The sequence below is a fragment of the uncultured Cellulomonas sp. genome (assembly GCF_963527515.1).
GTDB lineage: Bacteria > Actinomycetota > Actinomycetes > Actinomycetales > Cellulomonadaceae > Cellulomonas.
The window spans coordinates 24826-37976 of record NZ_CAURTV010000030.1; the positions used below are offsets into that span (position 1 = coordinate 24826).

Annotated in this window: 9 protein-coding genes; 1 reads left to right on the forward strand and 8 read right to left on the reverse strand. The window is 71.8% G+C overall.

From position 1 onward, the window contains the following. Position 1 precedes the first annotated feature (1 nt). The 6 genes from RYN42_RS09620 to RYN42_RS09645 all read right to left on the reverse strand — a co-directional run bounded on the left by RYN42_RS09620 (position 2) and on the right by RYN42_RS09645 (position 8980). Complete coding sequence (locus RYN42_RS09620; RefSeq protein WP_315095556.1) at positions 2 to 2236, reverse strand: polyribonucleotide nucleotidyltransferase; 2235 nt, start codon at positions 2234 to 2236, stop codon at positions 2 to 4. A 233-nt stretch (positions 2237 to 2469) separates the two neighbouring features. After that, positions 2470 to 2739, reverse strand: a complete 270-nt coding sequence (gene rpsO / locus RYN42_RS09625; RefSeq protein WP_315095557.1) for a 30S ribosomal protein S15 — start codon at positions 2737 to 2739, stop codon at positions 2470 to 2472. A gap of 92 nt (positions 2740 to 2831) precedes the next feature. Then, positions 2832 to 3899, reverse strand: a complete 1068-nt coding sequence (locus RYN42_RS09630; RefSeq protein WP_315095558.1) for a bifunctional riboflavin kinase/FAD synthetase — start codon at positions 3897 to 3899, stop codon at positions 2832 to 2834. A gap of 115 nt (positions 3900 to 4014) precedes the next feature. Next, the gene (locus RYN42_RS09635) at positions 4015 to 7317 is read right to left on the reverse strand and encodes a glycoside hydrolase family 9 protein (protein ID WP_315095559.1); all 3303 of its coding nucleotides are present in this window, start codon (positions 7315 to 7317) and stop codon (positions 4015 to 4017) included. 74 nt (positions 7318 to 7391) lie between these two features. Further along, positions 7392 to 8399 carry a tRNA pseudouridine(55) synthase TruB gene (truB, locus tag RYN42_RS09640; RefSeq protein WP_315095560.1) on the reverse strand — a complete coding sequence of 336 codons (1008 nt, stop codon included), beginning with the start codon at positions 8397 to 8399 and terminating at the stop codon, positions 7392 to 7394. Continuing rightward, the gene (locus RYN42_RS09645; RefSeq protein WP_315095561.1) at positions 8396 to 8980 is read right to left on the reverse strand and encodes a helix-turn-helix domain-containing protein; all 585 of its coding nucleotides are present in this window, start codon (positions 8978 to 8980) and stop codon (positions 8396 to 8398) included. Before RYN42_RS09645 ends, truB begins: the two co-directional genes overlap by 4 nt. Before the next feature lie 72 nt (positions 8981 to 9052). Between RYN42_RS09645 and RYN42_RS09650 the strand changes: the two genes are divergently transcribed. Beyond that, positions 9053 to 10489, forward strand: a complete 1437-nt coding sequence (locus RYN42_RS09650; protein WP_315095562.1) for an MFS transporter — start codon at positions 9053 to 9055, stop codon at positions 10487 to 10489. A gap of 71 nt (positions 10490 to 10560) precedes the next feature. Here RYN42_RS09650 and rbfA read toward each other — a convergent pair whose 3' ends face one another. After that, positions 10561 to 11001 (reverse strand): 30S ribosome-binding factor RbfA, encoded by a 441-nt coding sequence (rbfA, locus tag RYN42_RS09655; protein ID WP_315095563.1) that lies wholly within the window; start codon positions 10999 to 11001, stop codon positions 10561 to 10563. Positions 11002 to 11080: 79 nt separating this feature from the next. Beyond that, a partial coding sequence (gene infB / locus RYN42_RS09660) for a translation initiation factor IF-2 (RefSeq protein ID WP_315095564.1) occupies positions 11081 to 13151 on the reverse strand: 2071 nt, incomplete at its 5' end.

Here is a 13151-nt window from a genome sequence, read left to right on the forward strand (position 1 = left end):
GTCAGGCGTCGACCGGCTCGGAAGCGGCGTCGGCCTGCTCGGTACCCTCGGCACCCTCTTCGATCACGGCGTGCAGGGACAGCTTGCCGCGCGGGTCGATCTCGCCGATCTCGACCTGGACCTTCTGGCCCACGGCCAGGACGTCCTCGACGTTCTCGACGCGACGACCACCGACGAGCTTGCGGATCTGCGAGATGTGCAGCAGACCGTCCTTGCCCGGGGAGAGCGAGATGAACGCACCGAACGTCGTGGTCTTGACGACCGTGCCGACGAAGCGCTCCCCGATCTCGGGCATGTGCGGGTTGGCGATCGCGTTGATCGCCGCCCGCGCGGCCTCCGCCGACGGACCGTCGGTGGCGCCGATGTAGACCGTGCCGTCGTCCTCGATCGAGATGTCGGCGCCGGTCTCCTCCTGGATCTGGTTGATCATCTTGCCCTTCGGCCCGATGACCTCGCCGATCTTGTCGACCGGCACCTTCACCGTGATGACGCGAGGAGCGAACGGGCTCATCTCGTCCGGCACGTCGATCGCCTCGGCGATGACGTCGAGGATCGCCAGGCGAGCCTCCTTGGCCTGCGTCAGCGCGCCGGCCAGGACCGAGGCGGGGATGCCCTCGAGCTTGGTGTCGAGCTGGATGGCCGTGACGAACTCGCGGGTACCGGCGACCTTGAAGTCCATGTCACCGAACGCGTCCTCGGCACCGAGGATGTCGGTGAGCGCCGCATAGCGGGTCTCGCCGTCCACCGTGTCGGAGACGAGGCCCATCGCGATGCCGGCGACCGGGGCGCGCAGCGGCACACCGGCGTTGAGCAGCGACAGGGTGGACGCGCAGACCGAGCCCATGGACGTGGAGCCGTTGGAGCTCAGCGCCTCGGAGACCTGGCGGATGGCGTACGGGAACTCCTCGCGGCTGGGCAGGACCGGCATGAGCGCACGCTCGGCGAGCGCCCCGTGGCCGATCTCGCGACGCTTCGGGGAACCGACGCGACCCGTCTCGCCCGTGGAGTAGGGCGGGAAGTTGTAGTTGTGCATGTAGCGCTTGCGCGTCTCCGGGGAGAGCGTGTCGAGCTGCTGCTCCATGCGGAGCATGTTCAGCGTGGTGACACCGAGGATCTGGGTCTCGCCGCGCTCGAAGATGGCCGAGCCGTGCACGCGGGGCAGGACCTCGACCTCGGCCGAGAGCGTGCGGATGTCCCGCAGGCCACGGCCGTCGATGCGGAAGCCGTCCGTGAGGATGCGCTGGCGGATGAGCTTCTTCTGCACCGAGCGGTACGCGGCGGAGAGCTCCTTCTCGCGACCCTCGAACTGCGCGGAGAGCTGCGCGACGACCTCGGCCTTGATCTCGTCGAGGCGGTTCTCACGGGTCTGCTTGTCCGCGATGCTCAGCGCGTCGCTGAGCGACTGCGTCGAGGCGCCCTCGACGGCCGCGTACGCGTCGTCCTGGTAGTCGGGGAACGTCGGGAAGACCTGGGTCTCCTTGGCGGCCTTCGACGCCAGCTCCTGCTGGGCCTGGACGAGCACCTTGATGAACGGCTTGGCCGCCTCGATGCCCTGGGACACGATCTCCTCCGTGGGGGCGGTGCCACCCTCGAACTTGATGAGGTTCCAGGACTTCTCGGGCGCCTCGGCCTCGATCATCGCGATCGCGACGTCATCTCCCACGACCCGGCCGGCGACGACCATGTCGAACGTGGCGCGCTCGCGCTCGGAGTACCGCGGGAACGCGACCCACTGGTTGTCGATGAGCGCGATGCGCACACCGGCGACGGGGCCCGAGAACGGCAGGCCGGACAGCTGCGTGGAGATCGACGCGGCGTTGATGGCGAGGGTGTCGTACGAGTCGTCCGGGTGGATCGACAGGACGGTGATGACGACCTGGACCTCGTTGCGCAGGCCCTTGACGAACAGGGGGCGCAGCGGGCGGTCGATCAGGCGGCACGCGAGGATGGCCTCGGTGCTGGGGCGACCCTCACGGCGGAAGAACGAGCCGGGGATCTTGCCGGCCGCGTACGACCGCTCCTCGACGTCGATCGTCAGCGGGAAGAAGTCGAACTGCTCCTTCGGGTGCTTGCCGGCCGTGGTGGCGGCGAGCAGCGTCGTCTCGCCGTCCAGGTAGGCGACGGCGGCACCGGCGGCCTGCTTGGCGATGCGGCCGGTCTCGAAGCGGACGGTGCGGGTGCCGAAGCGACCGTTGTCGATCAGTGCCTCAGCGAACTGGATCTCGGGACCCTCCACGGGTGCCCTCCTCTTTGGTGAAGGCGCCGGCCGTCCGCGAGCGATCTTCGATCGAGGCCACCGGACTCCCCTTGCGGAGCTTCCGGAAGCCACTACCGAGGACCGGACCGAGCGGACCGACGCGGTGTGGTGGTGCGATCGTGCTGGTGGTGCTGGTGGTGCTGTGTGAGCCCAGGACGGGCCCGACGCGGCACCAGCCCGGACCCTGAGCGGGTCCGGGCTGGTGCGAGGCGTTATCGGCGCAGACCGAGCTTCTCGATGAGCGCGCGGTAGCGGTTGATGTCGACCTTCTGGAGGTAGCCGAGCAGGCGACGACGCTTGCCGACGAGAAGCAGGAGGCCACGGCGGCTGTGGTGGTCGTGCTTGTGGGTCTTGAGGTGCTCCGTGAGGTCCTTGATGCGCTGCGTGAGCATCGCGATCTGGACCTCGGGGGAACCGGTGTCACCCTCGTGGGTGGCGTGTTCGGTCATGATGGACTGCTTGACGGCACTTTCGAGCGGCACGGTTCTCCAGGTTGTCTCGTTGCGCGGTGCGCCGGGGCATGTCCACCCGGGCTCTCTCGGTCCGCGGCCGTTCGTACGGCGCCCATAGACTATCAGGCTGCTGGCGCGTCCCCCGCACCGGCCTGCGGGCTCGCTCCCCCGTCGAGGATCTGCGCGACCCGTGCGACGTCGTCGTGCATCTGGACCAGCAGCTCGTCGACGGAGTCGAACCGCAGGGTCGGCCGGAGCCGCTCGACCAGCTCCAGCACGACGACCTCGCCGTACAGGTCGAGGTCCGTCCGGTCCAGCACGTACGCCTCGACGCGGCGCTGCACGCCGTCGAACGTCGGGTTGGTCCCGATGGAGACGGCCGCGGGCAGCACCCTGTCCACGTCCGTCGGCGCCACGTCCTTGCCGTCCGCCCCGCGCACCCGGCGCAGCCAGCCCGCGTAGACGCCGTCCGAGGGGACCATCCCCCCGGTTCCTGCGGGGTCCTGACCCAGGTTGGCGGTCGGGTAGCCGAGCTCGCGGCCGCGGGCGTCCCCGTGCACGACGACGCCACGGACCCGGTGCGGACGGCCGAGCACCCGGGCGGCCTGCACCACGTCTCCGGCCTCGAGCAGCTCGCGCACCCAGGTGGACGACCACCGGCGGCGCAGAGGGTCGGCGGCGAGGTCCTCGGCGCTGCCTGGGTCGGCGGACGCGGCCGGCGTGACGTCCTCGATGACCTCCACGTCGAACCCGTGCTCCCGCCCGAGCTCGACCATGGTCGACAGGTCGCCGGAGTTGTTCCAGCCGAACCGCACGTCCCGTCCGACCACGACCGTCCGGACGTGCAGCACGTCCACCAGATAGCGGCGGACGAACTCCTGCGGCGTCTGGCGCGCGAACTCGAGGGTGTACTCGAGCAGCAGCACCGCATCCAGACCGGTCTGCGCCAGCAGCTCGAGGCGGTCGTCGTCGCCGGTCAGCAGCGGAGGGGCGGTGTCGGGGCGGTGGACCTGCTGCGGGTGCGGGCTGAAGGTCACCGCGACGGCGTGCGCACCGACGGCCGCGGCGTCGGCGCACATCCGACGCAGGACGCTGACGTGGCCGCGGTGCACGCCGTCGAAGTTGCCGATGGTCACCACCGACGGACCGAAGTCCGCGGGCACCTCGGACAGCTCCCTCCAGACCTGCACACCTGCTCCTCGTCGTCCGTGCCCCTCGTGCGATCGAGGGCTCGACGGACAAGCCTGCCACCCCGGCCCCCCGGCGCACGCCATCGCGGTGCGCGCCGGGGGGCGGGTGCCGGTGCTACGGGGTGATCCAGCGCCCGCCCGGCAGTCCGAGGGTGAGCGCGGCGGGCCGCGTCGCGGTCGTGCCGGCGGGGTTGCTGAACACCGCGCGGTACTCGGTGCCGAGGCCTAGCAGGGTGGCCCGGAACGTGAGCGTGTTGCTCGTCGCACCCGGGACTGTGACCCACGGGCTGCCGCACCAGCGCACCTGCCACCGGACGGTCGGCGCGGGGTGGCCGGTGGCCGCCGCGGCGAACGTCACGGTGGACCCGAGCTTGGCGCGGACCGGTGCGGGGTGCCGGGTCACGACCGGGGCCGACGGCGCCACGGTCAGCGTCGCCTCCTGCGTCGTGGCCGAGCGGGCCGCGTTGGTGAACACCGCGCGGTACCGCGCACCGGCGCTGACGACCACCTCGAGCGTCGTGCCCGTCGCGCCGACCACGTCGTACCAGGGGCCGGCCTGCTGGACCTGCCACTGGACGGTCGGCTCGGGGGTCCCGGAGGCGGCCGCGGTGAACGTGGCCGTCGAGCCGAATGCCGCCGTCACGGACATCGGCTGCTGCGTCACGACCGGAGCGACGAGCGCGGGAGCCCCGGAGCCCTGGTCGGCGACGAACGACGCCACCCAGGACAGCGCCGAGTTCCAGTTGACGGTGATCTCGTTGGACGCCCAGGACGAGATGGTGTCGAGGTAGCACATCGACGGTGCGCAGCCCTGGGTGAACGTCGCCTGCATCGTCGGGTCCCAGGTCCCGGCCTGCGAGTTGGGACCGCCTGCCAGGGATCCCGGCGGGGGCTCCGGCAGGGCCGGGTCGAGGGAGTTCGCGAACCAGCGGCTGTGCTGGCGGTGGGACGCGACCTCGCCCCAGCCCGTCACGTACGACTGGTTGAGGCCGTTGCGGCCCAGCAGGTAGTCCATGCCCTCGAGCACCGCGTGGCTGTACGTGAGGTCGCCGGTGAGGTCGTACGCGACCCCGAGGACGACCAGGTTGTTGGCCACGGAGGAGCTCGAGCCCCAGGCGTACACACCGCTGGCCGGCGAGTAGACGGAGCCGAACGCGTGCTCGGCCTGGCTGGCCACGTACCCGTCCGCCCCGGCGACCACCGAGGCCCGCACCGTGTCGAGCCCCGGCAGGTCGCTGGGCACCGTGGCCAGGTCGAGTCGCCCGAGCGCCGCGACGCTGCCCCAGCTGAACCCGTCGGCCGTGAAGACGTCCGCGGTGTGCTGCGGGCTGGTCAGGACGAACTGCTCGAACGCGTCCTCGCCGGTGGTGAGGAACAGCTCGGCGGCGGCCCAGTAGAACTCGTCGGTCACGGTGCTGTCGTCGTACGCACCACCACCGTCGGCACCCGCAGCCCCGGGCGCGTACACCGCCGGGTGCGCGACCGCCGCGGCCCAGGTGGACCGGGCCGTCGCCAGCAGGGAGTCGGCGAAGGCCGGGTCGTGCTCGCGGAACAGCCGGGCACCCTGCGCCGCCACGGCCGCGACGTTCAGCGTCGCCGCCGTCGACGGACGCGCCAGCGACCGCTTCTGCGGGTCGGCCGCGGGCAGGAGCTGCAGGCCGGTCCAGCCCTCGTCGTGGATCTTGTGGTGCACCATGCCGGCGTACTCCCCCGACGGCGCGACCATCTTCTGCATCCACTCGAGCTCCCAGCGCGCCTCGTCCAGCACGTCCGGCACGTCGTTGCCGTGCTCGGGCAGGTCGAGGGTGCCGTCGCCGAGCGCCCCAGCGGTGGCCGACGGCGCCGTGAGCGTCCGCTCGTAGGTGCCGAGCAGCTGTGCCACGGAGATCCCACCGTTGACCACGTACTTGCCGTGGTCACCGGCGTCGTACCACCCGCCCGAGACGTCGAGCGTGTAGTCGCAGGTCGAGCTGTCGTAGTAGTCGCGCGGCCCGATGCACGGCACCGCGGTGTCGCCCTGATTGGGTGCGACACCGACGTGGCCGGCTACGCGGGCGTACTCCTCGCCGACGATCGCTGCCTCGATCGGGGTCCCGGAGCGCGCCAGGTAGAAGTAGTCCAGCGCGTCCTGGCGCAGCTGTTGGTACAGGTCCGCGTCGATGTCGAACGGCCGGCTCGTCTGGCCGTCCGCGACCAGCGTGTAGCCGGCCCCGGGGGTCGTGACGTCCGTGAAGTCGATGACGTGGACGCCCACGGCGGTCGACGCGTCCGTCCCCGCCGGGACCGAGGTGCCGGTGGCGACCGCGGCCCCGGCCCCGTCGAGGAGCTCCCACGTGAGCGGCTCCGCCGCGTCGGTGACGAGGGTCGCCCGCTTCGGGCCGTCCGGCACGTAGCCGACCTGGTTGACCCGCACGCGCGGCCCGGTCTCGGGCTCGTAGGGCGGCGGCGGGCTCGCGGTGGTGCGCAGGGAGACGTCCGCGATGCAGAAGTCGTACGCGCCCGTCTTGCCCAGGTGGAAGGCCACCTGGCCGGGCGCCGTGCCGTCGGCGGGGAAGCTGAGGTTCGCGGTGAACGGGTACGTGAAGGTGGTCAGCTCGCTCGACAGCGGGGCGGCGGACTGCTCGAACGTGGTCCGGTACGCACCGCCGCCCTCGCCCACGATGACCCGCACCGGGGTGTCCGGCGTCGCGCTGGCCGTGAAGGTGAGCACGTAGTTCTGCCCCGCCTCGATGGGCAGCCCGGTGAACGCGAGGCCGGCGTCCCACGGGTTGCTCTGCCCGCCGGGCAGCGAGGTGCAGACGCTCCCGTCGGCGAACACCGGGTCGGAGCCGCCGTACAGGCCCCAGGGGCCGAGGGCCTCCGCGAACGACGTGTGCGGCAGCAGCTCGGAACCGGAGGAGAGCGAGACGTCATCCACGCAGAACGTCCAGGCGTCCGGGCTGAAGCCGCCCAGCTGGAACGCGATCTGCCCCTCGGGGTCGTCCGGGCTCCCGGTGGCCGGGTAGGTGGCGCCGGCGGTGAACTCGTACGAGAGCTCGGCGAGATCGGACGTGAGCGCGGGGCTGGCGTCGAGCACGGTGCCGTAGGGCGCTCCGTTCTGCCCGACCAGCGCCCGGATGCTGACGTCAGCCGTCGCGGACGCCGAGAAGGCCAGCGTGTAGGTCGAGCCCTCGTCGACGGCGACGCCGTTGAGCAGGACTCCGACCCCGTACTGGGCCGAGCCCGCCGGGACGTCGACGCAGAGGGCGCCGCTGCTGGTGTCGATCGTCCCGTCGTGGCCGTAGGCCACCCAGGCACCCGGGCCGTCCTCGAACGACTCGACCGGCACGTCGGCCGCTGCCGGCGCGAGGCCGACCAGGGCGAGTGCGACGGCGGCGGTGACGGCGGCGCCTGTGCGCCACGTCGTGCGAGAAACCACGGTGTCTCCCTAGGTAGGAGCGCTCCCACGCCGGTGCGGGGCGCCTGTGACGCTCCGCGGAGGCTAGCCCGAGGTCAGCCCTGCACGGAGGGGCTCGAAACGATTTGGTCCCCTCCCGTTCGGGCGGGTGCGAACACGAGCGCGGGACGCACCGTGCCGCCACGCTCCTCGAGCAGCGCGACCAGCTCACCGGCCGGGTCGATCCCCGCGACGGTCACCGGCGGCACACCCTCGATCGCGCCGATCGCCTGCCCGTACGACAGGGCGCGGGCCTCGTCCGGCGTGAGCTCGCGCACCGGGAACGTCGCGCGGGCCGAGTCGGCCAGCGAGACCACGTCGATCGGCTCGTCCGTCGGCAGGGCCGCCAGCTCGTCCAACGACCGGGCCACGTCCAGGCCGTAGCCGCCGACCCGGGTGCGGCGCAGGGCGGTCAGGTGCCCCCCGACGCCCAGCCCGGCACCGAGGTCGCGGGCCAGCGCGCGGACGTAGGTCCCCGACGAGACGACCACGGTGACGTCGACGTCGAGCACGGGCGTCCCGTCGTCGGTCCGCCCCGGTCGCACGTCGTGCACGTCGAACCGGCTGACCGTCACCGGTCGCGCCGCCAGCTCCACGTCCTCGCCGGCTCGCACCCGGGCGTAGGCACGCTGCCCGTCGACCTTGATGGCCGAGACGGCGCTCGGCACCTGCTGGATCGCTCCGGTCAGGGCCGCCGCCCCCGTCAGCACGTCCGCCTGGGTCACGTGCGAGGCGTCGACCGTCGCCAAGGTCTCCCCCTCGGCGTCGTCCGTGGTGGTGGTGACTCCCAGCCGGATCGTCGCCGTGTACTCCTTGTCCGCCCCCACGACGTACGTGAGCAGGCGGGTCGCCCGGCCGATGCCGACCACCAGCACACCCGTCGCCATCGGGTCGAGCGTGCCGGCGTGGCCGACCTTGCGCGTCCCCGCCAGCCCGCGCATCCGGGCGACGACGTCGTGGCTCGTCCAGCCGGCGGGCTTGTCGACGACGACGACGCCGTCGGCGGCGGTCGGCCGGCGGGGGCCCTGCTGCCGGTCGCGCCGGTCCGTCGAGCTGCGCGTCACGCCGTGGCCCGCTCGGCGATGTCGTCCTGCACGCACTGCAGGAGGGCGTCCATGCCGGCATCCTCGCCGACGTGGGCGGGCGCGTCCACGGCGAGCAGCACGTTGATGAGCATCCCCTGCGCGACGAACACGCGGGCAGCCTGCTCGTCCTCGCCGGAGCGCTCCTGGAACAGCCGGAACGCCTCGCCGAGCGTGTGCCGGGCCACGCGGCCGACCTCCTCGTCGGCCCCGGCGATGAAGCCGTGCATGACCATCCGCAGCAGGTCCCGGTCCGCGAGCAGCCCGATGTACGCGTCGCCCATCCGCATCGCGGCGTCGGGACCGGCGGGCACGGCGGTCAGAGCGGTGACGATCTGCGCGCTGGCCACCTTGTAGGCCTCGAGGAACAGCTCGCGCTTGGTCCCGAAGAGCCGGACGACGTACGGCTGCGACACCCCGGCCGCGCGCGCCACCTCGTCGGTGCTCGCGGCGTAGCCGCGCTCGGCGAACACCGTGCGCGCCGCGACGAGGATCTCCTCGCGCCGCTGGACGCCCGACATGCGCTTCTTCGCCGTCAGCGTAGTGATCTGGTCGGAAGACATGGTTGACATGTTATCAGTCGATGCCTACGGTTTCGCTTGTTAGTAATCAATCAATGCCAACGAGGAGCTCTCGTGACCGTCACCCTGCCGGCACCGCCCCAGGTACCCGTCGCACCGCCCGCCGTGGCACGCCGTCGCGGGACCGCGATCGCCCTGATCGCCGCCTCCGTGCCCATGTTCATGGCCACCCTCGACAACCTGGTCATGACGACCGCGCTCCCCGTCCTGCGCACCGAGCTGTCGGCCTCGCTCGAGCAGCTGCAGTGGATGGTCAACGCGTACACGCTCAGCTTCGCGACCCTGATGATCGCGGCCTCGACGCTCGGCGACCGGTGGGGCCGACGCCGGGTGTTCGTGGCCGGGATCGTCGTGTTCGCGCTCGCCTCGATCGCGTCCGCCCTGTCCACCAGCGCGGAGATGCTGATCGCCGCGCGGGCCGTGCAGGGAGCCGGCGCCGCCGCGATCATGCCACTGTCGCTCACCTTGCTCGCCGCCGCCGTCCCCGCCGCGCGCCGAGCGATGGCGATCGGCATCTGGGGCGCCACCTCCGGCCTGGGCGTCGCGCTCGGACCGGTCATCGGCGGCGCGGTCGTGGACGGCATCTCGTGGGAGGCCATCTTCTGGATCAACGTCCCCGTCGCGGTGGTGGCCATCCCGCTCGTGCTCTGGGCGCTGCCGGAGTCGCGCGGCCGGCGTCAGCCGCTCGACCTGGCGGGGCTCGCCCTGGCCGGGTCCGGCATCCTCGCACTGGTCTGGTCGATCGTGCGCGGCAACGAGGACGGCTGGGGCTCTGCACGGGTGGTCGGCGGCCTGGTCGTCGGTGTCCTGCTGCTCGGCGCGTTCCTGGTGCGGGAGTCCCGCACGGACCACCCGCTCGTGCCGCTGCACCTGTTCCGCGTCCGCTCCTTCGCCGTGGCCAACGGCAGCGCGCTCGCGTTCTCGTTCGGGGTCTTCGGGCTGGTGTTCCTGCTCGCGCAGTACCTGCAGATCGGGATGGGCTTCACGCCGCTCGAGGCCGGGATCCGGACGCTGCCGTGGACGGCCGCGCCCATGATCTTCGCGCCGATCGCCGGCATGCTGGCTCCCCGCATCGGGGTCCGACCGCTGCTCACCGCCGGGCTCGCCCTGCAGGCGGCCGGCCTCGCCTGGCAGGGGCTGATCGTCAGCACAGACGGGCTCGTCTACGCGGACCTGGTCCCCGGGCTCGCCCTCGCCGGGGTCGGCATGGGACTGACCTTCGCCCCGAGTGCCACCGCCGTCCTGTTCGACATGGCGCCCGACGACCACGGCACCGCCAGCTCGGTGAACGCGACGATCCGCGAGATCGGCGGGGCGCTCGGCGTCGCGGCACTGGTGGCGGTGTTCACGGCGGCCGACGGCACCCTGACACCCGAGGGCTACGTGGCCGGGCTCCAGCCGGCCGCGCTGGTCGCGGCGGGGGTCACCGCGCTCGGCGCGCTCATGGTGCTCCTGTGGATGCCTCGGGGCACGGGCCGCGAGACCGCCTGACCACACGACGACGCCCTCGAGGAGATCTCCTCGAGGGCGTCGTCGTGCCTGCGCCGGTCGTCAGTCGGTCGTCAGTCGTCCACCGCGTCGTCGTCGTCGGCCTTCTTGTACGGGTCCGAGTCCCCGGCGAAGCTCGCCTGGGCGGCCAGCGCCGCGACCTCGCGGTCCCGGCGGGCGGCCTCGAGCAGCGCGGCGTCGAGCTGCGCGGACGTGTCGGGCAGCGCGTCGAGGTGGAAGTCCAGGGACGGCGTCAGCCGGATGCCGGTCTGCTTGCCCACCTCCGAGCGGATGATGCCCTTCGCGCTCTCGAGCGCAGCAGCGGTGTCCGTGCGGGCGGCGTCGTCGCCGAGCACCGTGTAGAAGACGTCGGCGTGCTGCAGGTCACCCGTGACGCGCACGTCGGTGACCGTGACGAACCCGAGGCGCGGGTCCTTGATCCGGGTGTCGAGCATCTGCGCGACCACCTGCTGGATGCGCTCACTGAGCTTGCGGGCGCGGGCGGTGTCGGCCATCTGCCGTGTCCTTTCGGGAGAGAGACCGCGGGGCGGACGAGGGGATCCTCGTCCGCCCCGCGGTGGGTGATCACTGGGCTCAGGCGCGAGGCTTCTCGCGCATCTCCCAGGTCTCGATGGTGTCGCCGGTCTCGACGTCGTTGAACGAGCCGAGGCCGATGCCGCACTCGAAGCCCTCGCGGACCTCGGTGGCGTCGTCCTTGAACCGCTTGAGCGACTCGATCGTCAGGTTGTCGCCGATGATCTTGCCGCCACGCGTGACACGCGCCTTCGTGTTCCGTCGGATGAGGCCCGACCGGACGATCGAGCCGGCGATGTTGCCGAACTTCGACGACCGGAAGACCTCGCGCACCTCGGCGGAACCGAGCTGCACCTCCTCGTACTCCGGCTTGAGCATGCCCTTGAGGGCCGCCTCGACGTCGTCGATCGCCTGGTAGATGACCGAGTAGAAGCGCACGTCGACGCCCTCGCGGTCCGCCAGCTCCTCGACGCGCTCCGCGTACTTGACGTTGAACCCGATGATGATGGCCGAGTCGACCGTGGCCAGGTTGACGTCGTTCTGCGTGATGGCACCCACCCCACGGTGGATGACGCGCAGCTCGACCTCCTCGCCCACGTCGATCTTGAGCAGCGCGTCCTCGAGCGCCTCGACGGCACCCGACACGTCGCCCTTGAGGACCAGGTTGAGGGTCTCGACCTTGCCCTGCTGCAGCGCCTGCGTGAAGTCCTCGAGGCTGATGCGCTTGCGACGCTTGGCCAGGAGTGCGGCACGCTCGGCCGCCTCGCGCTTCTCGCCGATCTGACGCGCGGTGCGGTCGTCCGGAGCCACGATGAACGTGTCACCGGCGCGGGGCACCGAGGTCAGGCCGAGCACCTGGACGGGACGCGACGGCCCGGCCACCGTGACCGGCTCGCCGTGCTCGTCGAACATCGCCCGGACGCGGCCGTACGCCGTACCGGCGACGATCGAGTCGCCCACCTCGAGCGTGCCCGACTGGACCAGCACCGTCGCGACGGCACCGCGGCCCTTGTCGAGGTTGGCCTCGATGGCGACGCCTCGGGCGTCCTTGTCGGCGTTGGCCCGCAGGTCGAGGGCCGCGTCCGCCGTGAGGAGGACCGCCTCGAGCAGCTGGTCGATGCCGGTGTTCGACTTCGCGGAGACGTCGACGAACATCGTGTCGCCGCCGTACTCCTCGGCCACCAGGTTGTACTCGGTGAGCTGCTGGCGGACCTTCGAGGGGTTCGCCCCCTCCTTGTCCACCTTGTTGACCGCGACGACGATCGGGACGCCGGCCGCCTGGGCGTGGTTGAGCGCCTCGATGGTCTGCGGCATCACGCCGTCGTCGGCCGCGACCACGAGGATCGCGATGTCGGTCACCTGGGCACCACGGGCACGCATGGCGGTGAACGCCTCGTGGCCGGGGGTGTCGATGAACGTGACGGCACGGTCGATGCCCTCGTGCACGGTGTGCACCTGGTAGGCACCGATGTGCTGCGTGATCCCGCCGGCCTCGCCCGCGACGACGTCCGTCTGACGGATGGCGTCGAGGAGCTTGGTCTTTCCGTGGTCGACGTGACCCATGACGGTGACCACGGGGGGCCGGGCCGTCAGGTCGTCGTCGCCCTCGGCCTCGAGCTCGGCGTCCAGGTCGATGTCGAAGGCCCCGAGCAGCTCGCGGTCCTCCTCCTCGGCCGACACCATCTCGATGATGTAGCCGAGCTCCTCGGCCAGCGTGCCGAACGTGTCCTCGTCCAGCGACTGGGTCGCGGTAGCCATCTCACCGAGGTGGAACAGCACCGTGACCAGCGCGGCCGGGTTGGCGTCGATCTTGTCGGCGAAGTCGTTGAGCGACGAGCCGTGGCGCAGGCGGATCGTGGTCTTGCCGTTGCCGCGCGGGACCTGCACGCCACCCAGCGAGGGGGCCTGCATCTGCTCGAACTCTTGACGCTTCGCACGCTTCGACTTGCGGCCACGGACGGGACGACCGCCCGCGCGACCGAAGGCACCCTGCGTGCTGCCGCGACCGGCACCACCGGGACGACCGCCGCCGCCACCGGGACGACCGGCGAAGCCGCCACCGCCACCGGGAGCGCCACCGGGCGCACCGCCACCGCCACCGGGACGACCGGCGAAGCCGCCGCGCGCACCG

Excerpts from the sequence above, each read along its gene's own strand:
- RYN42_RS09645 (WP_315095561.1), bottom strand. The coding sequence starts at position 8,980 with ATGTCTTCCGACCAGATCACTACGCTGACGGCGAAGAAGCGCATGTCG.
- rbfA (WP_315095563.1), bottom strand. The coding sequence starts at position 11,001 with ATGGCCGACACCGCCCGCGCCCGCAAGCTCAGTGAGCGCATCCAGCAG.